Consider the following 25,621-nt stretch of genomic DNA (forward strand, 5'->3'; position numbering starts at 1 on the left):
CAGCGAGGATTATGGCCGGGCCATCCAAATGGGCGACCAGCCGCGATGCCGCGCGGCCAGTGTGCCGCAATAGCCTGGCGCCGGCTCCAAATCGGCAAGCTGCCAGAGTTCGGCCTCGATCGGGTCGGACCCGACCGTCAAAAGCCGCGCCCCGAACGGATCGAACGAAACCTCGAAACTCGCCGGCGACCCGTTGAGGCCGATGCCGATCGCTTTCAGGCAGGCTTCCTTGCGCGTCCAGCAGCGAATGAAGGATTCCTGGCGCAGCGTCGGCGCCAGAGCCGAGAGGATTGCGAGTTCCCGCGGTGCGAGGCACCCGGCCAGCAGGTCAGCCGAAATCGGCCGGATGCGCTCGATGTCGACGCCGACCGAAATCCCGTCCGCCACCGCGACGATCGCGAGTTCTCCGGAATGGCTGAGATTGAAGGCGAGACGCGATCCGTCCCCATCGTTCGCGAGAAACGGCTTGCCGAACGCGGTCTCGCCGAAACGAAGCTGCGGCGGAGGGACAGGTGTATAGAGAGCCAGGACGCGCCGCAGCCAGTTCCGTGCCACGATGAAGGCGATCCGCGCTTTCGCATCATGGAAGCGATCGGCACGATCGCGCTCAGCGTCGGAGAGGATTCCCCGCCGCCGCGCCGCTTCCGTCGCGCCGAGATCGACGCGACAGCACCAGAGGTGCACCTGAGAGGGCGGCAGCGGCATCATGACGAGGGTGCCGCGATAGCTCCGCCGGCGTGGTCTTGCTTCGGCGATCGGCTTGCCAAAAGGCCCGGGATCCGGAACGCCAGTACCGTCAGGACGGTCAGAACGGCGAGTTCCGACAGCAGGGTGACCGCAATCAATCCCGCCACGCCGAAGGCAACCGCCGCTGGATAGACCACCAGCAGATTGAGACAGCCTCCGACAAGCGCTGCGAGGAAAACCGCCCGCGTGCGCTCCAAGGCCCGGAAGGCGCAGCCGAGAACCACGCTCATCAGCGCCATGGGGAAGGCGAAGGAATACCAGATGATCACCCAGTCGAATTCGAGGATCTCACCGCCATAGAGCTGGTGCAGCAGCCAAGGACCGAACACCCATAGGCCAAGGACAACCGCCGAACCGATCAGACCGGCGAATAGCATGGCGCGGCCGAGGGTTCTCTGGAGACCAGGCATGCCATCCTCGGCGAGCGCTTTGCCGGCCAGAGGCGGCACGATATTCTCCAGCGCCTCCCGCACCAGGTTGAGAACGGCGAGCAGGCTCTGCGCCGCCCTCAGCGCACCGAGAACCTTGGGCCCGAAGAGCCCGGCCGTGATCAGGAGGCCGCTATAACTGAGCACCCATTGCACGGAGCCGGAAAGAACCAGCCATCGCGCCGAGCGCCATTGGCGCATGGTGACGCTGACCAGGATCTGCGGCCTCCACAGGAGAGGTCCCGACATGCTCAAGCCGCAGAATGTCGAGACCATCGCAGCACCGGCGACGGCCCATAGAGCATTCGCGACGCTGATCGTCCCGCCCTGCCAGAGCAACGCAAGCGCGCCGAGCTTGAGTGCCTGATTGATCGCGTCGATCAGCAGAACCGCCGCGGGCCGGCGGCGGACAAACAAATAACGTCGCAGGAAATCCTGCGTCAGATAGCAAGCCGCAGCCATCGCCCCCGGCAGCGCAACGTCTGCAAGAGACGAGGCCGGGCCGGCCGCAAACATCAGAACGGCAAAGATCATCGTGGTGACGACAACGACGTAACCGGCCTGATGGAGGAAGACCACGGTGTAGTAGGCCTCGGCATCGCTCTCTCGCTCTTGCGTACCGATGCTCATCATCGGGCTGACGATGAGGCCGAGCTGAAAGCTCATTGCGAAATAGAGCGCGAGCCAAACCATCGTGTAGACGCCGAAGGCTTCGAGGCCCAGCGCCCGGGCGAGCAGGATCGTCGTCAGGAAATTGCAGGCACTGGCGAGCGCCTGGTCGCCGAAGGATAGCGCCGGGTCGAGCATCGCTCGAAGACGCGCTCTCATGCCCGTCCATGCCTTGCCGCCGGGCGTGTCCTGCCCCGGGGGGCCAAACGACCCGCCGATCCGGGCCACGCGCTGCATGTCATCGAGCCTCCGCTGGCGATCGCCTGGCCGCATCTTCACGGTTCGAAGTCTAGCGTCGTCCTCGCGCCTGCCGCTCTGGGCATAGGGACTGCCCAAAAGGTGGTGAGGCGCCCTGCTCGCCGGCTTGGCTACCTCGAATGCCCAGCCTGCTTCGACGTGGCCGAGCGCTACCCTCCTCTCGCGACGGTCGATGCCGCATGGAGCGAGGGCGGATGGTGAAAGTGATGTCACGAGCACCGATTGGCGCTGCTACCGGCCGGCGGGCGACCGATCGCTACCTGCCGACCCTGGCTTTCGGCTTCGCCGGATATGTCGTCTTGGGGAAAAGCTTCGCCTATCTCGGCGTGCCGCCGCTTTTCGTCGGCGAGATGCTCTTCGCGCTCGGGCTCCTCGCCTTCCTCGCCTCAGGCTGCGCGATGTCGCTGCTCACAACGGTGCCGGCCGTCAGCGCGGCATTGCTCATGGCCTGGGTATTGCTGCGGACGCTGCAAGGGGTCGGCGCCTACGGGGTCGACGCGCTACGGGACGGGGCGGTCGCGCTTTACGGCGGTTTCGCCTTCATCGTCGCGGCGCTGCTGGTGGAACGCCCGATCCGCATCGCCCAGATCGTCGGCTATTTCCGGGTGCACGCGCGGGTGCTGATCCCGATTGCGATCGTGCTCTATCTCATCGCACGCTTCTTCGGTTCGTCGATCCCGAAGCTGCCCGGCCAGAATGTCGAGATCATCTCGGTACGCTCGGGGGAGCTCGCAGCGCATCTTTGCGGCGCGCTCGTGCTCGTGCTGGTCGGTCTTTGCAAGGTCAGCCGCACCTGGCTGATCGTCGCTCTCGGCGCGGCCTTGCTCATCGCCAGCCAGAGTCGTGGTGGCATGCTGGCCTTGCTGATCCCATTGCTCCTGGCCATGGTCCTGACCGGCCAATCAGCCCGCCTCGCCACCATCGCCGGCGGCCTCACGCTCTTCCTGCTGGTGGCCTATGCCGCCGATCTGGAGATCGATCTGCCGCGAGGCGAGCGGCCGATCAGCGCCGCCGCCGTCGTCGAGAACCTCGCCAGCGTCGCCGGATCGAGCGACGCCAACAATCTCGACGGGACCAAGCAGTGGCGACTGGGCTGGTGGCAGGCCATCCGCGACTACACCGTCCACGGACCCTATTTCTGGACCGGCAAGGGCTTCGGCATCAATCTGGCGGAGGCGGACGGCTTCGTTGTCGGCCTCGAGCGTGGCGGCCCGACCCTGCGCAGCCCCCATAGCGTGCACATGACCTATTTGGGCAGAGGCGGCGTGCCAGGGCTGGCGCTCTGGCTCCTGGCGATCGGCAGCTGGACCATCGCGCTCTTGCGAGCCGCCCATCTCGCCTGGCGGCGCGGCGACCTCGACTGGGCGCGCTACTTCGTCTTCCTGGTCTGCTATCTCGCCTCGATCGTCATCGATGCGTCCTTCGACGTCGCGCTCGAAGGGCCGATGCTCGGCATTCCCTTCTGGATACTGTTCGGGATCGGCTTCGGTTCGCTGATGGTCTATCGCGCCTGGCATGTCGTCGAGGAGCCCCCGCGCGCCCGCCCCCTAGGACGCAACAGCGCGCGCATCGCAGGCGCGGCTCTCCTCGGCACGATGATATGGCTGGGTAGTCCTCCGTCCGAAGCAGCCGAAAACGCGCCCTGCCCCACCGGCTCGATTCTGGTTCCGGTCGGCGCCTCCATTCAGGCCCTCGTCGACAAGGCACCACCAGGAGCGACGTTCTGCATCGCGGTTGGCATCCACCGAGCGCAACTGATTGCACCCAAGAACGGGCAGATCTTCATCGGTCAGCCCGGCGCGGTGCTGAACGGCGCCGACCTGGTCACGGATATCCGACGGGAGGGAGCCTTCTGGGTGACGGCCGCACCGAGGCTCGCGATCAAACCGTTCGGCACCTGCCTGACCTCGCGGCCTCGCTGCAACGACCCGCGGCGCTTTTTTCTCGACGGTCAACCGCTGGAGCCGGTCGCCGACCGCGCCGACCTACGGCCTGGCAGCGTCTTCGCCGATGCTGCAACCGGCCTGAGCTATCTCGCGGACGATCCGCGAGGCCGGGTCCTGGAGAGAACGCGACAGCTCTATGCCTTCAACAACGCAGGCGCACGCGGCGTCACCGTCAAAGGCCTGATCGTCGAGAAATATGCGACGCCGGCGCAGCAGGGCGCGATCTTCGGCGACGAGAATTCGCGCGCCACCGACTGGCTGATCGAAGGCAACGAGGTCCGCTTCAACAGCGGCTCGGGAATCGCGACCGGCGAGCGGAGCATTGTTCGCAACAACAAGGTTCATCACAACGGCCAGCTCGGGATATCGCCGAATGGCGACGACGTCCTGATCGAAGGCAACGAGATCTACGAGAACAACACCTACGGCTTCGACGCCGCCTGGGAGGCTGGCGGCGTCAAGGCAGGCAAGGTCGAGCGCCTGACGCTGCGCGGCAACCATGTGCACGATAATTACGGCTCCGGTCTGTGGTGCGATGTCGACTGCCGCGACGTCCTGTTCGAGAACAACCTCGTAGAGCACAATTCGGACGCTGGAATCTTCTACGAGATCAGCTTCGACGCCGTCATCCGCAACAACATCGTTCGCCTGAACGGCACCGGGCGCGGTGGCCAGCAAGGCAGCGCCTGGGTGTGGGGCGCCGGCATCCAGGTCGCGGCGTCGGAAGGCGTCAGCGTCTACGGTAACACTGTCACCGTCGCCAAAGGCAGCAGCGGGATCGTCATCGTCGATCAGGGCCGCGAGCGGTTGGGTCAATCCAGCCGGCAAAATGGTGCGAAACAGCTGTTCTACCGGACGGCGCGCAACGCGGTGCACGACAACGAGATCATCTATGAGGGCGGCACCGGCCTGTCCGGCGGGGCCAGCGATGTCCCGGTTTCGAATCCAAACTACGGGATCATCGAAACGGGCGGCAACCGGTTCGACCGCAACACCTATGTGCTGCGCCAACAGACAAAGGCCCCTTTCCTCATCTGGGGGCACGAGCCCATCTCTTACGAAACCTTCCGCAGCCTTGGCCAAGAGGCCGGCGGTCGGCTCGTCCGTCCCGACTAGGCCTACCATCTGCCCAGAACGGCTTAGCCCGCAAGCCCAAGGGACTCAGTCGTCGGACCGGGCTGCCGGCGGAATGATCATCGCTAGGATCATGTCCTCCAGGACCGTCGTGGCGTTACGAGGCCAAGAGCTCATGAACATGATCCCGCGGTCGTTCCGGCGCTCGCAATTCCGCGAGGAGCGGTTCAGAACCTATGTCCGCCCGATCATCGATGCCGTGATCAAGAAGCGGGGCTCGTGCCGGATTCTCGACATGGGCGGAGACGCCGACTACTGGCAGTTCGATCTTCCGGATTCGGGTGTCGAGATCTCTCTCTTGAACATCGAGGAGAAGGAGCCGTCCCCCGACCCGCGCTTTCACGTCATCCAGGGCGATGCCCGCGATGTCGCGCAATTCGATGATCAGAGCTTCGATTTCGTCCACTCCAACTCGCTGATCGAGCATGTCGGCCGCTGGACCGATATGAAGCGCGTCGCGGCCGAGATCAGGCGACTGGCTCCGAACTATTACGTGCAGACGCCGAACTTCTGGTTTCCGCTCGACCCGCACAGCAATGCGCCAATCATGCACTGGCTGCCGCAGCCGCTGCAGCGGCGCCTGGTATCGAGCAAGTCCCGCGGCTTCTATGCGAAGGCGACCTCGCTCGACCACGCCATGCAGATCGTCGAAGGCACCTCGATGCTCGACCGGGCCCAGCTTGCCGACCTTTTTCCGGATGCCGAGATCCTGACCGAGAATGTTCTGTTCCTGCCCAAATCGCTGATCGCCATCAGGAGTTCGGAGACGTGAAGCAAGCGGAAGCCAAGAGTCAGGATTTCGCCTTTCTGGCTCTGGCCAAGGACTGCGCCACAACGATCCCGCGCTTCCTGGAGTTGCTCGACACGCTTCGACGCAGTGGCCTGCGCGTGGCTGCCTTCGTCGGCGAGAACGGTTCACAAGACGGGACGCGCCTGCTGCTTCAGCGTGCGGAGGCGCAAGGTGAAATCACCCTCGTCCCGACCCCCTTCATGGCAAGCGAGCCCGAGCGGCTCCGGCGGATGGCACTGGGCCGCGAGCGGCTCAAGAGCGAACTTGAAGCGTCGGGCCTCAAGCCTCGCTTTGTCTGCGTTCTCGATATCGACAACGTCATCGCGAAGCCGCCCTCGCCCGATGCATTGCTCGCCGCCGCTGCAAAGCTCGATCGGCAACGCATATTCGGCGCGTCGGCGACGTCGCGCCCGCACTATTATGATCTCCTGGCGTTCGAGGACGAACATCGATCATTCGAGACCCTTCTCGACGACCTCGCGAAGAGCCGGGTCGACATCTTCAAGTATTATCGGTTCTTCCGCTCACGGATCTATCCGCACCAGCGGGCGCTCACGAATGACCGCGAGATCGAATGCGCTTCGACCTTCAACGGCCTGTGCCTCTATCGCGCCGATGATTATCGCCTCGGCAGCTACCTCCAGGCCGGCCCCAGCATCTGCGAGCACCTCGTCTTCAACCGAGGCCTCGCCGCCCAGACCGGCAGGACAATGATCATCGACCCCGGCCTGGTATTGCGCACGCCCATGGACCACGCCCAGCGAAGCTTCCTGCCATTTGCCTGGCGGCGGCTCCGGAAACTGGTCGCTTTGCCACTGCATCGACGAGAGGTTCGACCAGACCCGATTGCCTCGTGATCGACAGAAAGCCAGCAGGAATGGGGGCCGGATGTGAACGACGGTTCGCAAAATGCCACCAGGCAGTCACCCTGGCCTCGACGTTTCCGCTGCTCAGCGCCGAGAAGCCCTCACATGATCGTGAAGATCACAACCTTCTTACCAACTCAGCTATCACGCCGCCTCAGTCCCCAACCGCTCAAATCCTCAACGGCCCAGGGCCGCCGATGATCGCAAGCGACCCAGGCTCCGTGGGACACCAAACCCCTAAATCTGCAAGATTTACATCAAATATACTAAAAACAACTAACAAATAGACCAATATATACTTTAATTTCGACGCACCACACTTCAAATTTTATTCAACTGACATTGTCTCTGCGATTTTTCTCGAGCCTGCCTGCTCCCGATCCAGCGCTTTTGATACAACTTATATTAGAATCTCTGATGTAAAAAATCTCGATAGTATTACCCCATTCAGCGCTTGGCAGACAGCCCTCCAATAAACTGCTATCATCACTTGAAAGAGGCGCATTCCGAGTTGGCCGTCAGCGCTCAAACTGCTCAAGCGCTCTTGTCACCGCGTGCCTTCAGTTTTTATATCTTGCCTGACCCGAGCCAGAGGCAATGACGGTTTATCGGTAAGCACAAAAATACAATACTACGACATTTCTGGGCCTATTTTAAATATTTTAGCGACGTATAATTTTTTTAAAATTATAGCATGCTGATATGGCTCAGGATTTTGTAGATGCTTATTTTTAATATATCCGAGCCTACATTTGTTAAAGACGTCGCGTTTTCCGTGCTAGAATTCCGAGTTCGATGCTCAAGATTCAAACGTAGCTCACCACGAAAGTACACATATCAAACTGCTCCGCCGCGAAAGGATCCATCCGCTTCCAGACCACAAGACGATCTAACGGATACGCCACCACCGGACGCCCCCTCATCGGGGCAGCGATCTACCCAGGAGGGCAAATCACTGTGACTCCATCTGCCACCGACGCGACGTCGCCGAACGTCGGCTCGCTTGACATCGAGTTCGACCACCATGGCCTCTTCAACACCCTGGTCGCCAGCATGGCGGAGCTGTTGGAGAGCATTGCGGGGGTCGAGGATGCCTGCGCCTATGTCAGCAGCATCGCCGCGCGATTGGGAGCCGATGTCGAGAAGCAGTACAAGGCAGCGCTAGGCGTCCAAAATCTCAACCGAAGCCAGCTGGTCGACGTTCTGATCGATTTGAAGAACCGCGCAGGCGGAGACTTTTCCCTGATCGAGCAAGATGAGGATCGGATCGTGTTCGGCAACCGCGCATGCCCTCTCGGAGCAGCGGCGTCGAACCATCCCTCCTTGTGCATGCTGACCTCGAACATCTTTGGCCGAATGGCAGCCAACACCGTCGGGTACGCTGCCGTCGATCTTGAGCAAACGATCGCAAGAGGAGCCGCCAGCTGCCGCGTAGTCCTCAACCTGAAGCGAACGGAATTGGGCCCCGATACAAGGGAATACTTCCGAGATGATGCATCTACAGCTTCGCCCTGAACTGGACCTCGAAGCCTATCTCGAGCCGTCGGTCATTGCTCTTAGCGATGGAAGCGTCCACGCGTTCAATCGTGCTGCAAGCCAGCTTCTGGATCCCGCGAACTCGATATCCTCGCTGCTCGATCTGTGCGCGAGCAGGGTCGATGCGTTGCGGACCTATCTTCTCGCCTGCTCAGGCTCGCGCCAGCCACTGATCGAACCAGTCAGCTTTGATGGCCCGGATGGTACAGTCGACTATCGCTGCTTCGGCAATGTGCTGACCCCCCGACGCCGAAGCCGCCCGGCCACGCTCCTTCTGCGCCTGTTTCCAGTGCTCGATACACGGTTTTCCGCGGCCGCGGAGCGGATGAGGCGCTTGACCGCGGAGCGGCAGCAACGCGTTGCCGTGCAGCAGTTCGACGAGTTGCGCAGCGACCGCTTGCGACTGGTCGAACAATATTGCTTCGTCGCTGAAGCGCTGCGCGTCGTCGAGGCGCGAACGCACGAACTGCAGGATGAGATCAACCACATCCGCTGTGACGAGCGCGAGCGCATCGCCCGGGACCTGCATGATCATGCCGGGCAGGAGATGGCCGTCGTCCTTGCGGAGCTACGAGCCCTGCAGAATAGCGCGAAGGGGCCCGCAAAAAAGCGCCTCGACGAAATCGCCGAGCACGTCGCCGGAATCGGGCGCAAGATCCATCATGCCGTCGTCAACGGGCGACCTCGCCTCATCGAAGAGCTCGGCTTTGCCCGCGCCATCGAATCGATGGTGGCATCCGTCGCGGCCGATGGCAGACTCGGTTTCTCGTTCAAGACGAAGGGGAACGAGCCAGCCCCGCTGCCGATCGACGTCGAGAACGCGCTGTATCGCGTCGCTCAGGAAGCCCTGACGAACGTGCTCAAGCATGCACTCGGCGCTCGAAAGGTCGATGTGGTCCTGGAATTTGCCGGCGGCATGCTCTCGCTGACCATAGCCGACGACGGCATCGGCTTTTCCGCGGAAGTGACGGAGCCGGAAGGGGGCGACGCGGCAGGCATCGGACTCCGTGGAATGCGCCAACGCCTGGCCGATATCGGTGGGACGCTGGCGATAGGCCCGCGCTTCGCCAAGGGCACCATCGTCACCGCGGCTGCTCCATTGACCTGCGACTTGCCTGGAGATGTCCCGTCATGACGGCACGTCTCATCCTGGTCGACGACCACCCGGTTGTACTCGCCGGGCTGCAGGCCCTCGTGCTCGGCTTGCCCGATCTCGAACTCGTCGGAACGGCAACCTGCGCATCCGAGGCGCTTGCGCTCGTCCGCGGCCAATGCCCCGACATCGCCGTGCTCGACATGGGGCTACCGGGCATGAGCGGCCTGATGTTGGCCGAGCGCATCCTCGAAGGAGCGCCCGATACGCGGATCGTCATGCTGACCCACTACGAGGAGCCGAGCTATGTCCAGAAGGCGCTGAGGATAGGCATTTGCGGCTATGTCCTCAAAGCTTCGGCGAGCGAGAAGGTCGCACAGGCGATCAGAACGGTGCTGAGCGGCGGCGTTTACATCGATTCCGATCTAGAGGACTTCCGTTCGGAATGGATACGCAAGCTTTGTCCGGCCTCCGGTGCGGCCCCGGCAGTCGCGGCCAGTACGCTGACCTATCGTGAGACGCAGGTCCTGCGCCTTGCCGCCGTCGGCCACTCCAACAAGGAGATCGCCCGGCGCGTCGGCCTCGGCATCAAATCGGTCGAAACCTACCGCTACAGAGCCTGCAAGAAACTGATGCTACACTCGCGCCTCGACATTATCAGATATGGCGCCAGTCATGGCTGGATCCTCGACGTCTCACAGTAGTGGCTATGCCATCGGCGAGCTGAGCTGTCGCATTTGGCGCTGCGCGGAGTACTCAACTTGGCGTGGCGGCAACAATAATGGCCAAGCGCCATGTAACCCCATCTCCCGAAGAGCGTAGCGACTGGAAGAACCGTTGCCGCTACGACATTGCTCGGGGGCTCAGAAGCCTGCGCTTGAGGGCCGCCTGCGACCAGCGGAGCCCACCCGCGCGGTCGCGTCCCTCGTTGCAAAGGCGAGCAGACCGGCGGCGCAGACATGACAAGGATCCTCGTTGCCGACGAACATGCGCTTTACCGCACGGGTCTGCGCACGATCCTGCAGGCCGCGCTGCCAGACGCCGAGTTTCTGGAAGCTCCAGATTTCGAAGGCCTGATGCGCTGCCTGATGGAAGACCAGCCGATCCATCTCGTGCTGGTCAGCCTGCGTATGACCGGCTCCACCGAACCGCAGGTTATCTGGGACTTCAAGCGAGCCTCGACGACGACGCGTTATATCGTCATATCGAGTAATGGCACCTTCGATCAGGTCCTCCACTATATCGCGGAAGGCTTTCACGGCTTTATTTCGAAATTGCAACGGGATGACGAGATCGTTGAAGCGGTCCAGGAGGTTCTCGCCGGACGCCTCGCGGTCCCGCGCGGGCTGACGTCATTCGGGTCCTCGGTAGAGGGGCATAGTGCGCGCGAACCACCGCAGCGTCGCGCCGGCCCACAGCAGACACCGTTCGGACTGACGCGTCGGCAGAAAGATGTCCTGGCACTGCTGGCTGATGGGCTTTCGAACCGGGAAATCGCCCAGGCACTCCACATTGCCGAGCCAACAGCGAAAATTCACGTCTCCGCGTTGATGCGCGCTCTCAATGTCCGCAACCGTACGGAAGCAGCGGTGCTCGCGAAGGACCTGCTTCGTATCCTCAAAGTCGATCCGACAGGCTGAGACCGCTCGCCTGAGATCGAAATCGGCGGCCAAATACAGCTTTCGTTGTAAGGATTATCCTGACGGGATAGTAATTTTCCCGACAAGACGGATGCATCCGAATGAACTAATTATTAACGATGAAATTCTGGTTGCTCGCATACCGTTGCGTTATCCAGTGCTCATAATTGATTAGACCAAGCGTACCTTACCTGAAGGCTTCTCTAGCAACGTGGTGAAGTATTTTTGCTGACGCAATGGCGAGCTGACGCTCCCCGTTGCGCCGGCTAAGGCAGTCTTGTTTCGAGTAAAAGGGGAGTACCGATGCCTGAAATCATCGAAACCACTGTACTGAGCGACAACGCCTTGCTTCGAGAAGGCATCACGAAGTTGCTGGATGGTGCACGCTTCCATGTAAGCCAGAGAACGACGAGTTGTGATCTCTACAGGCCGGAAGCCAGCCAGCAAATTCCTGATCTTTTCATCGTCGTGATCGACGACATGTCCTGCTCGATCGTCGGCGATATCAAAAGGCAGTTCAAGAGCGCCAAGATCGTGGCGCTCGCCCTCCGCGACAGCCGCGAACTGATGCGTCGCGCCATTCAGCTTGGTGCGGTGGGCTATCTCGTCGAATCCATTTCGGCGCAAGATCTCATCACGTCACTGGAAGTCGTCATTGCCAATGGCGCCGTCTTTCCACCCGAACTTCTGTCACAACTCTCCGAGATCGCAGTCGAGCCGCAGCGTCTCCTCCAGGGCGTGCAAAGGCGGGCAGACGGCTCGCCATTCCAGGGCCTTTCGGCCCGCGAGGTGAGCATTCTCGAGGGGCTGATGCTCGGCGAATCCAACAAGGTGATCGCGCGCAAGCTGGAGATCGCCGAAGCCACGGTGAAGGTCCACGTCAAGGCGATCCTGCGGAAGGTCCGCGTCAGGAATCGTACCCAAGCAGCCATGTGGGCGATGCAGAACGCAGTGACCCGGATTCCGGTGGCCGAAGAGTCCGGCGCAGCTGAAGACGAGCACCTGCCGATGATGGCTGCGAGACAGGACGTGGCGAACTCGCCGCGGTTCTCGTGAACAAGCCGGCCTCAGCGGCGGAGCTGCATCCATGATCGTGACAATCGTGACCCCGACGCTGAACGCCGTCGACTATCTGAAGGAATGCATCGAGTCCGCGCGCCGCAATGCGACGCGCGACATCGAGATCGAGCACGTCATCGTCGATGGCGGCAGCACCGACGGAACCGTCGAGCTCGCCCGCAGCTACGGGCTGCGTGTGATGCAGGGCAAGGACAGCGGCATCTTCGACGCCATCAACAAGGGGTCCTTCAACTCGTCGGGTGAGTTGCTGGGCTTCCTTGGCGCCGATGACGTCATGCTGCCGGGAGCAGCTGCCGCGGTGGTGGACACCTATCGCAGGAGCCGCCGGCGCTGGGTGGTCGGCGCGATCCGATGGATCGATTCAGGCGGTCATAGCCTCGGCGGGCTCGCGGCGCCTCCCAACTGGATGACGCCCGCGATGCTGGTCTGCCTGGGCTGGAACCCGATCATGCACATGGCGACCTATTTCTCCCGGACCTTCTTCGAGGAACTGGGCGGGTTCGACATCTCCTACAGGGACGCCGGCGATTACGACATGTTTTGCCGGGCCCTGACAAAGGAACCCTATGGACGGATCGGCCGACCGATTGCCTGCTTCAGGAGAACGGGCGTCAACAACAGCGCGATCCACGGAAGCCGCACCACTGCCGAATGCGCCAGGATATTCGCGCAACACGGACCGTCATCGCAGGCGGAGCGTCTGTTCTGGCGTTTGGCCTTGAAGACCTATTTCAACCTCGGCAACCCCGATTGGTTGCTGTCGAAGATGGCGGATTCGACGCGGGCAACGCTGAAGCTCCAACCGAAGGCGCATTTCTGAGGCCCGCTAGGTGAGACCAGATTTGCTTTGAAATAGCGGCCGGCGGACAGCGAGGTGTTCGCCGGAGCCGCCAGCCTCCAAGCGATCAGAGCGTCAGCGCACCACCGGCAGCAACCAGCGCCTTCGTAGGAAAAGTCTCAGACAAGCCTGCGCCAACAGCAGCACACAGCCAGCGATCGGCCATGCCACGCTGACCAGAACTATAACAACGAGATCCTTGGCGGCGAGGACGCAACGTTCGGCTTCGAACACAGAATTGAGCGCAATCAGGCTTGCGATCGCGAGATATACCGCCATGACGACGATGAGAGCGATGGTCATCAGCACGTCCCCAGCGGATTGCCCGCGAGTTGATCAACTGACCTGACGCTAGACCCACGACCATCTCCATCAATGACACATGGAGATATCTTTACGGGCCATCGGGATTAGTGCTTCGGAGCAATGAGGGGCAGCCCGGTACGCCAGCATGACGGGCGGCGTAAATTGCTGCAGCCTTAGGCTATTGCCTGCTTTACGCCTCACTCCCACTCTAATATTATGATCAGTCTAAGACATTGATTTATTTATGAAAAATGTTTTTATTGCATCCCAGGCCGGTCCGCAGCCCGGCAAATTTTTCGGCTCTTGTTTTTGTTGAATTTTTGGGGATTTTTGCGATCAGGTGGTTTCGCCAACTATCGGTAGCGCTCGCGAACTCGGTCGAACCGAAGAACGGGAAAACCATTCGCGCCACAGCGCCTTCAAGCGCGTGCTTTTGGTCGGGACCCGACCTCGCGGAGGGCATTATGGCCAGCGGCCATGCGCGCCGCACCAACAGGTCGAACACATGGCCGCACCGACCAGCTCAGCAAAAGCGTTCAAAAGGCCCTTGCCAACGGAGAGCCGTCCACACATGGCGCATACTGATCGCTGCCAATGCAACTTTGTGGAGTCGGAGTTCGGCTTTCTCGTCTGAGCCTATCCTCAGAACCTGATCGCTAGCACGCCCTTGAAGACGTGGTCCTGGGCGTCCTCTGCGAGCAGGCCGGCATAGGAGGCGCCGAGCGTGGCGTTGGCGCCGAGCACAAGATCGAGCCCGGCCTCAGCCAGGACAGCGTCCCTGGCGATCGGCAGGCCCGCAATGCTGAACGGGTTGCTGCCCGCGAAGGCGAGGACCGCCTTCGGGTTGACATCGCCGAAGGCATGGCGCCAGCCGAGGGTACCGCGCAGGGAGAAGTCCATGCCGGCGAGGCGGGCGGTCATTGCAGCGCGCAGGCCGAGCGTCGAGTAGCCGAGGCTGGTATCGTCGCTCTGGCCGGTCAGCGCCGCAGCCCCGCCGGTCTCGCTAAAGCCATCGCTGTGCAGGTTGACATAGGCGAGGCCGGCGAAGGGCTCGAGTGCCACCTGACCGAGATCAACGCGGTAGCCCACCTCACCGAAGACCTGGGCCGTGCCCGCGTCGTAGTCGGCGCGGAGATTGCTGCCGAAGCCCGCGGAGGTGACGGCCCGGCGGGTCTCGATGGCGTGCCAGGTGTAGCTCGCGCCAAGGCGCAGCCCGAGCGCGCCCCATTGGCCGCCGCCATAGAGGCCGAGATGGTAGTTGTCGCTCTCGCCCGAGGAGAGCCTCGCGTTCACGTCGAACTCGCTGCGGCTGTAGCCGGCGATCACGCCGAAGCGCAGATTGTCGAACACTGCCGCATCCGCGCCGAGCAGCAAGCCGCTGCTGGAGCGCGTCAGCTTGCTGGCATTGCCGTCGCTGTCCGTCTTGCCCCAGTAGCCGTAGCCTTGGCCCCAGACCGCAAAGCGGTCGGTTGGCTTGAGCGACGGCATCGGCCCATGCACGCTCGGGGCGAGGTCGGCGGAAAAGCCGTAGTTCAGCGTCGCCATCGGCTGAGCCCCAACTGAGCCAAAGGCCGAGCGCAGCCGGTCGTTGACCGCGTTGCGCAAGAGCCAGCTCTCGTCGATCAGCGCGGTGCGGGCCGAGGCGTGGATCTCGCCGGAGACCTGATCGAGCGCATTGCGCGCCGCATCCAGCGTCGGCTGATTGATCATGCCAGACTGGATAGGGTTGCCGGCCGGCAGGCTGTCGACGCTCTTGCCGACCTCGATCTGGTTCGGCGTGGTGCCGATGCTGCCTACGGTCCTGGTCTGGATCACCGTCAGATAGGCATTGTTGGCGTCATACGCGTCGCGCAGGTTCAGGAAGGGCGTCAAGACCTGGTCGCCGAAGCCGTAGCTCCCGGTCAGCCCGGTCGAGGTCAGGATCGTGAAACGCTGGCCGGCGACGTAAGGCGCGCCGGTGGAGTTGACGACGGCGAGCCCGGCGCCGCTCGCCAGCGCCGCCGTGCCGTTCACCCGGATAAGGTCGGAGGTCGTCGTCGTAGGGTCCAGTTCGACCCGATAGGTGGCTCCCGCCGCCTGTGCATAGGCGCCGTTGACGGTGAGCGTGCCGATCGAGTTGCCGGGCGCGATCCGAGCCCCGGTCAGGAGCGTGGTCGGCCCCACCGTGCCGTCGCCGGCGAGCGTCGCGCCGGACCGGACCGTCACGGCCGAGCCGGCGAGAGAGCCGTTCACCGCAAGCGTGCCCGCGTTCACATTGGTCGGACCGGTCAACGGATTGACGGCCGTCAGGATCGTCGTGCCGCTGCCGATCTGGTTCATCACGCCGCTGCCCGAGACGGCGCCACCAAAGGTGAGGGTGTCGCTACGGTTGAAGGCGAGCGCGCCGTTGTTGACGACGTCGCCGACGATCGACCCCGAGGTGCCGCCGTTGCCAAGCTGCAGCGTGCCGGCCGAGATCGTCGTGCCGCCCGTGTAGGTGCTGTCGCCAGCGAGCGTCTGCGTGCCGCCGCTGATCGTCAACCCGCCGCTTCCGGAAATGCCGCCCGAGAAGGTATCGTTCGCGGCGGTGATGACGAGCGTCTTGGAGCCGAGGGTGGCACTGCCGTTGCCGGCAAGGCTCTTGATGCTCGAACTGGCAGCCGTCACGCCCGAGATGTCGAAGGTCCCGTCGGCGATCACTCTGGAGGCGCTTGCGATAGAGCCAGAGCCCGACAGGGCGAGTGTGCCGGCCGAGATGGTCGTCGACCCGGTATAGCTGTGACTCCCCGTCAGCACCCATCTGCCAGACCCAGTCTTGACGAGGGAAGACGGTCCGCCGTTGTCGCCCAGGATGGCGGCCAACGTGTTGGCGGTGCTGCTGCTTCCTGTCAGGATCAGGGTGCGCGAACCTGTACCGCTTAACGTGATCGGCGTCGTGTCCGTGAAATTCAGCGCGCCGGAGCCGGAGGCATCAAGACCGCCTCCGTTCGTCGTCAATGTGAACCGGCGGTTGGTGCTTGCGGCAATGCCCGTATACTGCAGCGTGCCGCCGTCCAGGACCAGATTGGCGGCGGCGCTGGTCGAAGCGCCGATGCCGCTGGCGGCGCCGCCATTGGCCAGGAGCTGCGTGCTCAGGACGCCGCCGGAAATCGTGGTGCGGCCGAGATAGGTGTTGGCGCCGGACAGGGTCTGCGTGCCGGCGCCGAGCTTGGTGAAGGACGCGATCACATTCCCGATTGACCCGGCGAAGTTTCCCGAGCCATTCGACGCGCCGACCGTCAGGTTCGGCCGACCTCCGGCAAGGAAGGTAATGACAGCGCTCGACGAACCGTTGAGGCCGTCGATCGTCTGATCTCCCGTGTTGACGAACCGCAGCACACCGTTGCCGAGGATGGTAACGGTGGCGGTCCTAGGCAGAACGTTGGCTGCATTCGTCTGCAGGATGGAGCCTGAACTGATCGTGACGTTGCCGACAAAATCGTTGGTGCTGTTGTCGAGGGTAACCCTGGAGCCCGCGATTGTGATGTCGCCGGTGCCGGTGATCTTTCCGAGAAATGAGGTCCGGTCCGTGTTTCCGCTAATGAGCGTGGCATTCCGGTTCAAGGTAATGGTGCCGGTGTAGATGGTTCCGTTGCTGCCGGGGTTGAAGGACGTCGAGCCGATCGAGGCGGTGCCGGTGCCCGAGCCGCTGACGACGATATCGTTCGCAATCTTTTGTGGTGAAAAGAAATTCCCGAAATTGGCCAGCAGCGAAACGTTCGACGCTCCGGTATTCGCGTCGCCGAGCGTCACGGTCCCGCTGCCGAGGGCGCCATTCCCGCCGAACACCAGACCGCCCTGCGATACCGTCGTGCCTCCCGTATAGGCATTGGCGCCGTTGCCGATGGTGAGTGTCCCAGCGCCAGCTTTCACCAGAGCAGCCGGACCGGTGATCACCGAATTGACGATTGCCGAGATCCCGGCATTCGTTGTGATCGTCGGCGTGATCCCGCTCAGGGTCAGCGTGCCGCCAGTGACGTTGTAGCCGTTGGTAATAAAAGTTGCGCCCTCCATTGCAACCGTACCGTTCACGGTCACGGTGCCCGCGGCCCCGCCGAAAGCGGCGGTGCCTCCGCTCGCCCATGGCACGGCCGTCGAGCCGTTGAACCAATTGGCGGTGGTGTTGTCCCAAGGGCCGGAGCCACCGGCGCCGGCCGGGCCGAAACTCAGGGTCTGCGCGCTTGCGGTGGCAAATGTCGAGGCCGACAACAGAATCGCTGCGGGAATCTTCAAGGAGCGCGCGCCAGCTCCTATGCGAGACATATAAAATCCCTCTTCTCAGCGAGTCGATCGTTCGGGCAACGTGAAGCGAGCCAAGTCGGAAGGCAAGTTACACCGTCGGCCTCGATATTCAGCGAAGGCCGAACGAGGTTAGTATTTTTGTTGCGGGAATGCGCGTCTCCGCCATCGTCAAAACGCAAATATCCATTTTCGGGCGATGGCACGACGTCCAGCCCTCGCGCATCACGCGAGCGAAGAATGAAGTATAGTGCTCCCGAATGCGGCGTCCCGATGGAGGACATGGCGCGCCTCCGTCTCGATATGTCGTTGCAATTCGCGAGACGCTCCTGTGGCTCCTCAGGCTCGCCCGGACTACGGGCGAGCCTGCAGAAGGCCGATCAGGCGCCGAGCTGATCGCGGATCGGCAATTGCCTGATCCGCTTGCCCGTCGCGGCGAACACCGCGTTGGCGATGGCTGGCGCAACGGGCGGCAGGCCGGGTTCGCCGACGCCGCCCAGCGGCCGCTCGTAATCGCCCGCGGGCAGGAGATGCACGCGGATATCCCGCGGCGCCGAATCCATTCGCGTCAGCTCGTAGGTGTCGAAATTGTCCTGTTCGGCGCGGCCGTTCCTGAAGGAGATCTCGGCCGAGCTCGCAATGCCGGCGCCCATGATGACAGCGCCTTCCATTTGCGAGCGGACGCGATCCGGATTGACCATCGGCCCGCAATCGATCGCGATGTCGACGCGCGGGATCGATAGCCGTCCGCGCCCGTCGACGGCCGCCTCGACCGCGACGGCGATGTAGCTGACGAAGCTGTAATGACCGGCGATGCCGAGCCCGCTGCCCTTGGGCAAGCTGCGACCCCAGCCGATCTCTTGAGCCGCGGTTTCGATCACGCGCCGCAGGCGTCCCGTGTCGATGGGATAGCGCTGCGGATCTTCGCCATGGTTCCAGACATCGCCGATCCTGGTCGGATCAATCAGCCGCGCTGGGCCGATCAGTTCCAACAGGTAGTCTTTCGGGTCGCGGCCGGCGGCATGGGCGAGTTCGGCGACGAAGGACTGCACCGCGAAGGCATGCGGGATGTTCGAGACGGCCCTGAACCAGCCGATGCGGACATGGGCGGGCGCCTCCGGGTTCTCGGCCCGGATGTTCGGGATGTCGAATGGCAGGTTGACGAGCCCCATGCCGAGCTCGAACGGCAATTCATGCTTGGGATCGGGAGCGAAGATCGAGCCGATGGTCGGCGCTGCGCTGCGATGCAACCAAGCCGTGACCTTGCCGGAGGCGTCGAGCCCGGCCTCGAGCCGCTCGACCGACACCGTATGGTAGTAGCCGTGGTGGAGATCGTCCTCGCGCGTCCACATCAGCTTGACCGGCGCGCCGTCCATCGCCTGCGAGCAGATCCCGGCCTCGATGACGAAATCGGGCTTGGATTTGCGCCCGAACCCGCCGCCGAGCAGGGTGATGTTGACCTTGACCTTCTCGACCGGCAGGCCGAGCCGCTTGGCCAGACGCGCACGGGTCACCTGCGGGGCCTGGCTGCAGGCCCAGGCCTCGGCCTCTCCATTGGCGATGCGGACCAGCGCCGCCGGCGGCTCCATCGGCGATTGGGCAAGATGCGGAATGTAGTACTCGGCCGTGACGTGCTTGGCCGCTCCGGCCATGGCCCGCTCGACGTCGCCGTCGTTGCGGACGATCTTGGCAGGCTTGCTTGCCGCCTCGCTGAGACGGGCGCGGTAGCTGTCCGAGGAATAGACCGCGTTCGGACCATCCTCCCAGGTCACCTTCAGCGCCTCGCGCCCCTTGATCGCGGCCCAGCTGTTGCGGGCGATGACCGCGACCCCGCCGAGCGGCTCGAATTCGGACGGGATCGATGGCGGATCGATGGTGATGACCTTCACCACACCTGGCACCTTCAAGGCCTCGGACGCGTCATGGGAGGCGACCCTGCCGCCATAGACCGGCGGCCTGGCGACGACGGCGAACAGCATGCCGTCGATGCGGGCATCGATGCCGTAGACCGCCTTGCCCGTGGTGATGTCCTGATTGTCGACGAGGCCGATCGTATCCTTGCCGATGTAACGGAAGGCGGAGGCCTGCTTGAGCCGGACGCTGCCACGATCCGGCACCGGCAGAGCCGATGCAGCCCTGGCAAGTGCGCCATAGCTCAGGCTGCGGCCGCTGGCGGCGTGGGCCACGGCGTGGTTGCCGGCGCGAACCTCGGCAACCGCAACGCCCCATTGCGCTGCCGCCGCCTGTTCGAGCATCGTCCGCGCAGCTGCGCCGGCGCGGCGCATCGGCATGAACCAATGGCGCAGGCTGCGCGATCCGTCCGTGTCCTGGTTGCCGAAGCGCTCTTCGTTGGCCCAGGCCTGCGTGACGCGCACCCGGGCCCAGTCGGCCTCGAGCTCGTCCGCGACCACCATCGCGAGCGAGGTGCGCACCCCCTGCCCCATCTCCGAGCGATGGCAGACAATGGTGACGGAGCCGTCCTCGGCCAGAGAGATGAAGACCGCCGGATCGTCGCGCCAGCCGTTCGGCATCCCGTCGGCGCCGAATTTCTTGTCCTGCGCGGGCGTTGCGACGGGCAGGCCCGCAGCGAGCACGAAAACGCCGGCGCCCATGCCCTGCAGCAAGCCCCGCCGACTGACATTGGCGAGAGCGCCACTCAAATTCGGAAGGTGCCCGGTCATAGGCGCGCGCCCTTCGCTGCCTGCTTGATCGCGGCGCGAATGCGCGGATAAGTTCCGCAGCGGCAGAGATTGCCGCTCATCGCACCGTCGATGTCCTCGTCGCTCGGGTTGGGTGACTCTTTCAGCAGGGCGCTGGCCTGCATGATCTGACCGGGCTGGCAGTAGCCGCATTGCGAGACGTTGAGGTCGCGCCAGGCGGCCTGCAGCGGATGACTGCCATCAGGAGACAATCCCTCGATGGTCGTGACCGCGAGCCCTGCTGCCGCCGAGATCGGTGTCTGGCAGGCGCGTACGGCCATTCCGTCGAGGTGAATGGTGCATGCTCCGCAAGCGGCGACGCCGCAACCGAACTTGGTGCCGGTCAGACCGAGCTCGTCCCGCAGATACCAGAGCAGCGGCATCTCGGGATCGCCGTCGTAGCGGCGCTCCGTCCCGTTCACGACGAGGGTGGTCATCAGCATCTCCTTCTTCGCGACCCGGATATTCCAGGACCGTCGTGACATGCGACAGCGAGGCTCTGATTAACGCCATGCAGCGCTTCCGGGCGGCAGAACGCAAGCTGCACCTGCGCAAGTTATCGTGAGAGAAAATCGCGGTAATGCGCGCGCTGGCCTGAGCTCATCTGCTTTTCTCCGAGCAAATCGCGGCGCTCTCCGAGCCGGTCGCATATCGACGTTAGCAGCATCGGGTCGAACCGATTAGCGGTGCAATCCGATTGCATCGATCGACCCGGAGCATAAATCTTGCTGCTCGTGCCCACAGGTCTGTCGGGCGCGCGCCTGCGATGTCCACGTTGACGGAGCTAGCTTTCCCGCCCCGAGCGATATGAGGATCAGGTCGCGGGCGCGATGCTCAGCGAGAATTTACCGCGTACCAGCAAGGGCTCGATGCGGCCGTCGATGCGGCCGAGACGGATCAAGCCCTGGGACCAGCGGTAGCCTGCATGGAAGAAGGCGAGGTTACCCCACGGAGCATAGTAGCAGAGGTCGCCCGGTCGTTCGCTGCCGAAGGCGCTGCTGCCCGCTTCGGTCAGCTTGCGCGGCAGATAGGCGATCTTCTCGTTGTTCGCGTAGTCGTCGATCGTCAGGTTCAGCGGCGGCATTGAGAACAGGTCGCGCGCCGAGGGATTGTCCTCCAGTGTCGCCGTGAAGTCCTGATCCCCGAAGGCAAATCTGAGGCGCATGGCGGCTCCTTTCCGCTGCGAGGCTTTGTCGGGCTGAGCGCGAGCCGCAGGACAAAGCGCGAGTCCGGCGGCGGCTGTCAGCAGCGCGCGACGTGAGAGCGGCACGATTCCGTCTGTCATATCGCCTACGATGCGGTCCGGGGCATGGCCGGGCAAGCTAAGGGCTTCGCCATAAAACGATTAGCCGCTGAAATCCGAATGCATTAATCGAACTATCCGAATAATGTCGCGCGTCACGACGTGCCGAGGACCTTCATGGGCAGGACCGATCTCAATCAGCTGACCTGGTTCCAGGTCGTCGCCGAAGAACGCAGCTTCACCAGGGCGGCGGCGAAGCTCGGCGTGGCGCAATCGACGCTCAGCCACACGATCAAGCAGCTCGAAGCACGCATGGGCATACGGCTCCTGAGCCGCACAACGCGCAATGTCGCGACTACGGCTGCGGGCGAGCGGCTCCTGCAGACGATCACGCCGCGCATCGCCGAGATCGAGGATGAGATCGCTGCACTGACCGCGCTCCGCGACAAACCGTCGGGCTCTATCAGGCTGACCCTGTCCGACCACGCGCTGGAAAGCGTGGTCTGGCCGAAGCTCAAGCCGATCCTGCGGGATTATCCCGACATCAGTGTCGAATTGATCCTCGACAGCACCTTCCGCAACATCGTCGAGGAGGGGTTCGATGCCGGCGTCCGGCTGGGCGAGAGCGTCGAGAAGGACATGATCGCGGTCCGCATCGGCCCGGACTGGCGACTGGTGGCGGTCGCGTCACCCGTTTATCTCGCCACGCACGGCGCGCCTGAGCATCCGCAGGATCTGGTCCGGCATATCTGCATCAACATGCGCCACGAGACAGCCGGCGGACTTTACGCCTGGGAGTTCGAGAAGGGCGGCCAGGAGCTGCGCGTGCGGGTCAGCGGCCAGCTGACCTTCAATAATTCCTACGCCATGATCGACGCGGCGGTGAGCGGCTACGGCATCGCCTATGTCCCCGGGGATATCGTCGAGCGGCAGATCGCTTCGGGCGAATTGATCCAGGTGCTCGACGACTGGTCCCCCTTCTTCGACGGCTATTTCCTCTACTATCCAAGCCGCCGCCAGAACCTTCCTGCATTCAAGGTCATCGTCGAGGCACTGCGGCATCGGAATCGATCCGAATCGTAAGCTTCTGCGCCTGCTTTCCGGCTCCTCGCCAATATCTGCAATGGCGCGGATCAACCCGTCTTTTTACCAAACCTCGCGCAAGATCGTCACGTCAGTCACTGCACCCGACGCGGTTCGAAGGCGAAGGCGCTGAGCCCCAGCCATTGTTGCATGGAGCAAGCCAGGGCCTGATCGCCGTCGATCTCCAATTGACCGATGTCCGACTCCTTCTTGATCGTCGTCAGTCCCATCCAGATCGCCGTCATCGTGCGCAGGGAACTCGTGACCAGCAGGTCGAGCTGATGGCCGGGGTCGAAATTGCAAAGGTCGACTGCACCGTCGGCCGCCACCAGCCACCACCTCTTTTGTGACCCCGGAAGTTCGGGGTACAGAAACTGTATCGTGCAGCGATGCGCCGGCAGCAGCTTGACGTTGAGACTCCGGCGCATGTCCCACATCAGCAATGAAGGGTCGAGGTTCTTGAGCGAAAGCCGCGATTCCATCCAGTGTTGCGCCCAATTGCCGAGGCCCATGATCAACGATCTCAGTTCCTCGCCGGCCTCGGAAAGGTGATATTCAGCCGAGCCCGTCGTCTTGCGCGACACGGTGACGACCCCGGCCTGCTGCAATTCCTTGAGCCGTTTCGAGAGCAAGGCAGGCGACATCTTCGGTAAGCCGCGCCGCAGGTCATTGAATCGGGTACTGCCGCAGAGCAATTCTCGCACGACCAGCGTCGTCCATCGACTGCACAATATCTCCGAGGCCATCGACACCGGGCAGAACTGGCCATAGCCGCCGCGATTGTTCATGACGAACCCCGTTTTTCTTTGGCGGATGGTACCAGATCGGGGTCACACGGAAAACGCCAGCAGTTCAGTTGCTGAACTAGAAGCCCGGAACCTCAACGGTGATCCTTCTACCTCGCAGGAATGGAGGACACCATGTCGACGATCACTGCTTCGAAAGCCTCGGCCCCGTCATTCGTCGGAGGCACCGCCTCTCCCGCCAATGTCGTGGAAACGGCGCGCCATCTTGCGCCGATACTCGCCGCGCGTGCCGCCGAGATCGACCAGAATGACCGTTTCGTCAGCGAGAACTATTACTTGCTGAAGGAGGCGGGTCTGGTCGAAGCAGGCGTCCCGCGGGAACTCGGCGGCGGCGGCGCCGAGATATCCGAGCTCGCCGAGATGCTGCGCGTGCTCGCAAGGGCATGCGGTTCCACGGCGCTGGCTTTTTCCATGCACACCCATCAGGTCGCCATCCCCGCTTGGCGTTGGCGGCACCAGAAGATCGCTGCTGTGGAACCCCTGCTGAAACGGGTCGCCGCGGAGAAAATCATTTTGTTGTCGTCCGGCGGCTCGGACTGGATCGGCGGATCGGGAAAGGCCGAGAGGGACGGCGACGGCTACCGTATCACCGCCCGGAAGGTGTTCACCTCCGGCGCCGAAGCCGGCGATATCCTGATGACCGGAGCGATCCATGAAGGAGAAGACGGGAACCGGTCGGTCATTCACTTCGGTGCGCCGATGAAGTCGTCGGCGGTGCGCATTGAGGATACCTGGCGCACGCTGGGCATGCGTGGCACCGCGTCGAACGATGTCGTGATCGAGAATCTCTTCATCCCCGCCGCGAATGTCGCGTTTTCGCGCAAGGCCGGCGAGTGGCACCCTGTTTTCGAGACAATTGCGACCGTCGCTTTCCCGCTGATCTATGCTGTCTACCTCGGAGTTGCCGAGAGTGCCCGCGACATCGCCATCGAGATCGCGAAGAAGAAGCAGGCATCCGACCCGTCGCTGGCCGGGCGCATGGACACCGAATTGCGGGCCGCGCAGCTCGCACACCGTTGGATGCTGGATACGGTGGCGCGTAACGCGCCGTGCGCCGAGACGGTCAACGAGGTCATGATCGGACGCACCCTGGTTGCCCGCCACGCGATTGCAGCCGTCGATCTGGCGATGGAGCTGGCAGGCGGCGCGTCGTTCTACCGGGCGACGGGACTGGAGCGGCGCTTCCGTGACATCCAAGGGGCGCGTTTTCACCCGCTCCAGGCCAGCCCACAGGCACGCTATGCCGGTGCAATGGCGCTGGGCCTGCCGACGGGTTCGATTTTCTGACAGGCCGATACGTGCCGGACGAGGAGGAGGAAGCAACATCTCATGGATAGCTCGCGGCCGACGCCCAGGACCGCGCCTTCAAGGCGAACCTCGCGATCGGGTCTGATAGAGGGCTTGCGAGAGCGCCTAGGACGCCATCGCCAGAGCGATGGCGATGGCAAGTAACAACGGACCCATCCACTTGAAGTGGCCAGCCAGCGTCGTAACCCAGTGAGGCTGGTTGGTGGCATTGCCGGGCAACGGCAGATAACCGAGGCCGACGGCCGTCATCCATAGGCCTGCGCAAAACATGATGAACTCGTCAATGTAGGCCGCGATCATCACTGTTGCCTTCGGTATGAGGGCGCGTCCGCGCCGGTCGGAAACGTCCGAAGTCCGATTTATGGCGCCTAATGCCAGGTCCGCAAAGGGTTCAAGGCAGTCCTGCTATCGAACTCGACGCTTGATCCGCAAGGCAATGGCGAGGCTAAAAGAGCTCATCAATGTCGCGTTCGATCTCAAAAGCGAGCGCGCGGTACTCTTCCGCACGCATCTGTGCTTCCGGCGAACCCGATTTCGCCCAGTAGTCCGCCGCCCCGCACGCGGCCTCGTAAGCTTCGGATAGTTCGAGGAATCGCGTATCCTGGTCGCATCTGTCTATGAGTTCCGTCCGACGCTGCGGCCAACGGAGCATGAGCCGGGCCAGTCCGCGCCTCTGCGCCTGGTTCATTCGCAACCTCTTGCCGCTCGGGTAGCGGACGACGTCGATTGTCGGGAAGTCGACATGAACCAGAGGCGAACGATTTGCAGCAGGCGGGTGGCGGCGCTCTAAGCAGGCCTTCGGAACTGCAACTGTGGGTCGCGAGCTAACATCCGGCGTCTGCTCATGGCGCACTGCGGCTGGGGGATCGTCCCCAGGACCGCACCTCTCAAGAA

The 25,621-nt window shown here is 63.0% G+C and carries 21 protein-coding genes; 11 read left to right on the plus strand and 10 right to left on the minus strand.

Annotated features, from left to right (window positions below; translation table 11 throughout):
• Window positions 1-9 precede the first annotated feature (9 nt).
• Together ACSQ24_RS13520 and ACSQ24_RS13525 are read right to left on the minus strand one after the other, a co-directional pair.
• Window positions 10-708, minus strand: a complete 699-nt coding sequence (locus ACSQ24_RS13520) for a 4'-phosphopantetheinyl transferase family protein (RefSeq protein ID WP_436095171.1) — start codon at window positions 706-708, stop codon at window positions 10-12.
• Entirely contained in the window at window positions 705-2,003 is a 1,299-nt protein-coding gene (locus ACSQ24_RS13525) for a lipopolysaccharide biosynthesis protein (protein WP_436095172.1), read from the minus strand. Before ACSQ24_RS13525 ends, ACSQ24_RS13520 begins: the two co-directional genes overlap by 4 nt.
• Before the next feature lie 305 nt (window positions 2,004-2,308).
• Here ACSQ24_RS13525 and ACSQ24_RS13530 point away from each other — a divergent pair, with 305 nt between their 5' ends.
• The 9 genes from ACSQ24_RS13530 to ACSQ24_RS13570 all read left to right on the plus strand — a co-directional run bounded on the left by ACSQ24_RS13530 (window position 2,309) and on the right by ACSQ24_RS13570 (window position 13,007).
• The gene (locus ACSQ24_RS13530) at window positions 2,309-5,164 is read left to right on the plus strand and encodes a right-handed parallel beta-helix repeat-containing protein (protein ID WP_436095173.1); all 2,856 of its coding nucleotides are present in this window, start codon (window positions 2,309-2,311) and stop codon (window positions 5,162-5,164) included.
• A 133-nt stretch (window positions 5,165-5,297) separates the two neighbouring features.
• Window positions 5,298-5,954, plus strand: coding sequence for a class I SAM-dependent methyltransferase (locus tag ACSQ24_RS13535; protein WP_436095174.1), 657 nt, complete (start codon window positions 5,298-5,300; stop codon window positions 5,952-5,954).
• Window positions 5,951-6,829 carry a glycosyltransferase family 2 protein gene (locus tag ACSQ24_RS13540; protein ID WP_436095175.1) on the plus strand — a complete coding sequence of 293 codons (879 nt, stop codon included), beginning with the start codon at window positions 5,951-5,953 and terminating at the stop codon, window positions 6,827-6,829. The genes ACSQ24_RS13535 and ACSQ24_RS13540 overlap by 4 nt, the downstream gene beginning before the upstream one ends.
• A gap of 966 nt (window positions 6,830-7,795) precedes the next feature.
• Window positions 7,796-8,353, plus strand: coding sequence for a methanogen output domain 1-containing protein (locus ACSQ24_RS13545; RefSeq protein WP_436095176.1), 558 nt, complete (start codon window positions 7,796-7,798; stop codon window positions 8,351-8,353).
• Window positions 8,328-9,509, plus strand: coding sequence for an ATP-binding protein (locus tag ACSQ24_RS13550; protein WP_436095177.1), 1,182 nt, complete (start codon window positions 8,328-8,330; stop codon window positions 9,507-9,509). Before ACSQ24_RS13545 ends, ACSQ24_RS13550 begins: the two co-directional genes overlap by 26 nt.
• On the plus strand, window positions 9,506-10,171 hold the full coding sequence (locus ACSQ24_RS13555; RefSeq protein WP_436095178.1) for a response regulator: 666 nt from the start codon (window positions 9,506-9,508) through the stop codon (window positions 10,169-10,171). Before ACSQ24_RS13550 ends, ACSQ24_RS13555 begins: the two co-directional genes overlap by 4 nt.
• Before the next feature lie 255 nt (window positions 10,172-10,426).
• Window positions 10,427-11,107, plus strand: a complete 681-nt coding sequence (locus ACSQ24_RS13560; RefSeq protein WP_436095179.1) for a LuxR C-terminal-related transcriptional regulator — start codon at window positions 10,427-10,429, stop codon at window positions 11,105-11,107.
• A gap of 303 nt (window positions 11,108-11,410) precedes the next feature.
• Window positions 11,411-12,163, plus strand: coding sequence for a LuxR C-terminal-related transcriptional regulator (locus ACSQ24_RS13565; RefSeq protein WP_436095180.1), 753 nt, complete (start codon window positions 11,411-11,413; stop codon window positions 12,161-12,163).
• Between the two features lie 31 nt (window positions 12,164-12,194).
• Window positions 12,195-13,007, plus strand: a complete 813-nt coding sequence (locus ACSQ24_RS13570; RefSeq protein ID WP_436095181.1) for a glycosyltransferase family 2 protein — start codon at window positions 12,195-12,197, stop codon at window positions 13,005-13,007.
• A gap of 93 nt (window positions 13,008-13,100) precedes the next feature.
• Here the strand turns inward: ACSQ24_RS13570 and ACSQ24_RS13575 are convergent, their stop codons facing one another.
• From ACSQ24_RS13575 to ACSQ24_RS13595, 5 genes are all read right to left on the minus strand, one after another.
• Window positions 13,101-13,328: a hypothetical protein gene (locus tag ACSQ24_RS13575; RefSeq protein WP_436095182.1), complete on the minus strand. Its 228-nt coding sequence runs from the start codon at window positions 13,326-13,328 to the stop codon at window positions 13,101-13,103.
• Between the two features lie 645 nt (window positions 13,329-13,973).
• A complete protein-coding gene (locus ACSQ24_RS13580) occupies window positions 13,974-17,558 on the minus strand; it encodes an autotransporter outer membrane beta-barrel domain-containing protein (RefSeq protein WP_436095183.1) in 3,585 nt (1,194 codons plus the stop codon).
• Between the two features lie 410 nt (window positions 17,559-17,968).
• Window positions 17,969-20,269: a molybdopterin cofactor-binding domain-containing protein gene (locus tag ACSQ24_RS13585; RefSeq protein WP_436095184.1), complete on the minus strand. Its 2,301-nt coding sequence runs from the start codon at window positions 20,267-20,269 to the stop codon at window positions 17,969-17,971.
• The gene (locus tag ACSQ24_RS13590; RefSeq protein WP_436095185.1) at window positions 20,266-20,724 is read right to left on the minus strand and encodes a (2Fe-2S)-binding protein; all 459 of its coding nucleotides are present in this window, start codon (window positions 20,722-20,724) and stop codon (window positions 20,266-20,268) included. The genes ACSQ24_RS13585 and ACSQ24_RS13590 overlap by 4 nt, the downstream gene beginning before the upstream one ends.
• Window positions 20,725-21,101: 377 nt before the next feature.
• Entirely contained in the window at window positions 21,102-21,572 is a 471-nt protein-coding gene (locus tag ACSQ24_RS13595; RefSeq protein WP_436095186.1) for a cyclophilin-like fold protein, read from the minus strand.
• 135 nt (window positions 21,573-21,707) lie between these two features.
• On the opposite strand from ACSQ24_RS13595, the gene ACSQ24_RS13600 reads away from it, so the two are divergent.
• Window positions 21,708-22,613 carry a LysR family transcriptional regulator gene (locus ACSQ24_RS13600; RefSeq protein WP_436095187.1) on the plus strand — a complete coding sequence of 302 codons (906 nt, stop codon included), beginning with the start codon at window positions 21,708-21,710 and terminating at the stop codon, window positions 22,611-22,613.
• 95 nt (window positions 22,614-22,708) lie between these two features.
• On the opposite strand, the gene ACSQ24_RS13605 is transcribed toward ACSQ24_RS13600, so the two are convergent.
• On the minus strand, window positions 22,709-23,401 hold the full coding sequence (locus ACSQ24_RS13605) for a winged helix-turn-helix transcriptional regulator (RefSeq protein ID WP_436095188.1): 693 nt from the start codon (window positions 23,399-23,401) through the stop codon (window positions 22,709-22,711).
• Window positions 23,402-23,533: 132 nt separating this feature from the next.
• Here ACSQ24_RS13605 and ACSQ24_RS13610 point away from each other — a divergent pair, with 132 nt between their 5' ends.
• Window positions 23,534-24,706, plus strand: a complete 1,173-nt coding sequence (locus ACSQ24_RS13610; RefSeq protein WP_436095189.1) for an acyl-CoA dehydrogenase family protein — start codon at window positions 23,534-23,536, stop codon at window positions 24,704-24,706.
• 126 nt (window positions 24,707-24,832) lie between these two features.
• Here the strand turns inward: ACSQ24_RS13610 and ACSQ24_RS13615 are convergent, their stop codons facing one another.
• Together ACSQ24_RS13615 and ACSQ24_RS13620 are read right to left on the minus strand one after the other, a co-directional pair.
• Window positions 24,833-25,027 carry a hypothetical protein gene (locus tag ACSQ24_RS13615; RefSeq protein ID WP_436095190.1) on the minus strand — a complete coding sequence of 65 codons (195 nt, stop codon included), beginning with the start codon at window positions 25,025-25,027 and terminating at the stop codon, window positions 24,833-24,835.
• Window positions 25,028-25,172: 145 nt separating this feature from the next.
• On the minus strand, window positions 25,173-25,415 hold the full coding sequence (locus ACSQ24_RS13620; protein ID WP_436095191.1) for a hypothetical protein: 243 nt from the start codon (window positions 25,413-25,415) through the stop codon (window positions 25,173-25,175).
• Between the last annotated feature and the right edge of the window lie 206 nt (window positions 25,416-25,621).

Source organism: Allobosea sp. LjRoot237, from assembly GCF_964253285.1.
GTDB lineage: Bacteria > Pseudomonadota > Alphaproteobacteria > Rhizobiales > Beijerinckiaceae > Allobosea.

Excerpts from the sequence above, each read along its gene's own strand:
- ACSQ24_RS13520 (WP_436095171.1), bottom strand. The coding sequence starts at position 708 with ATGATGCCGCTGCCGCCCTCTCAGGTGCACCTCTGGTGCTGTCGCGTC.
- ACSQ24_RS13525 (WP_436095172.1), bottom strand. The coding sequence starts at position 2,003 with ATGAGAGCGCGTCTTCGAGCGATGCTCGACCCGGCGCTATCCTTCGGC.
- ACSQ24_RS13530 (WP_436095173.1), top strand. The coding sequence starts at position 2,309 with ATGTCACGAGCACCGATTGGCGCTGCTACCGGCCGGCGGGCGACCGAT.
- ACSQ24_RS13535 (WP_436095174.1), top strand. The coding sequence starts at position 5,298 with ATGAACATGATCCCGCGGTCGTTCCGGCGCTCGCAATTCCGCGAGGAG.
- ACSQ24_RS13550 (WP_436095177.1), top strand. The coding sequence starts at position 8,328 with ATGATGCATCTACAGCTTCGCCCTGAACTGGACCTCGAAGCCTATCTC.
- ACSQ24_RS13555 (WP_436095178.1), top strand. The coding sequence starts at position 9,506 with ATGACGGCACGTCTCATCCTGGTCGACGACCACCCGGTTGTACTCGCC.
- ACSQ24_RS13560 (WP_436095179.1), top strand. The coding sequence starts at position 10,427 with ATGACAAGGATCCTCGTTGCCGACGAACATGCGCTTTACCGCACGGGT.
- ACSQ24_RS13565 (WP_436095180.1), top strand. The coding sequence starts at position 11,411 with ATGCCTGAAATCATCGAAACCACTGTACTGAGCGACAACGCCTTGCTT.
- ACSQ24_RS13570 (WP_436095181.1), top strand. The coding sequence starts at position 12,195 with ATGATCGTGACAATCGTGACCCCGACGCTGAACGCCGTCGACTATCTG.
- ACSQ24_RS13575 (WP_436095182.1), bottom strand. The coding sequence starts at position 13,328 with ATGACCATCGCTCTCATCGTCGTCATGGCGGTATATCTCGCGATCGCA.
- ACSQ24_RS13585 (WP_436095184.1), bottom strand. The coding sequence starts at position 20,269 with ATGACCGGGCACCTTCCGAATTTGAGTGGCGCTCTCGCCAATGTCAGT.
- ACSQ24_RS13590 (WP_436095185.1), bottom strand. The coding sequence starts at position 20,724 with ATGACCACCCTCGTCGTGAACGGGACGGAGCGCCGCTACGACGGCGAT.
- ACSQ24_RS13595 (WP_436095186.1), bottom strand. The coding sequence starts at position 21,572 with ATGACAGACGGAATCGTGCCGCTCTCACGTCGCGCGCTGCTGACAGCC.
- ACSQ24_RS13600 (WP_436095187.1), top strand. The coding sequence starts at position 21,708 with ATGGGCAGGACCGATCTCAATCAGCTGACCTGGTTCCAGGTCGTCGCC.
- ACSQ24_RS13605 (WP_436095188.1), bottom strand. The coding sequence starts at position 23,401 with ATGAACAATCGCGGCGGCTATGGCCAGTTCTGCCCGGTGTCGATGGCC.
- ACSQ24_RS13610 (WP_436095189.1), top strand. The coding sequence starts at position 23,534 with ATGTCGACGATCACTGCTTCGAAAGCCTCGGCCCCGTCATTCGTCGGA.
- ACSQ24_RS13615 (WP_436095190.1), bottom strand. The coding sequence starts at position 25,027 with ATGATCGCGGCCTACATTGACGAGTTCATCATGTTTTGCGCAGGCCTA.
- ACSQ24_RS13620 (WP_436095191.1), bottom strand. The coding sequence starts at position 25,415 with ATGAACCAGGCGCAGAGGCGCGGACTGGCCCGGCTCATGCTCCGTTGG.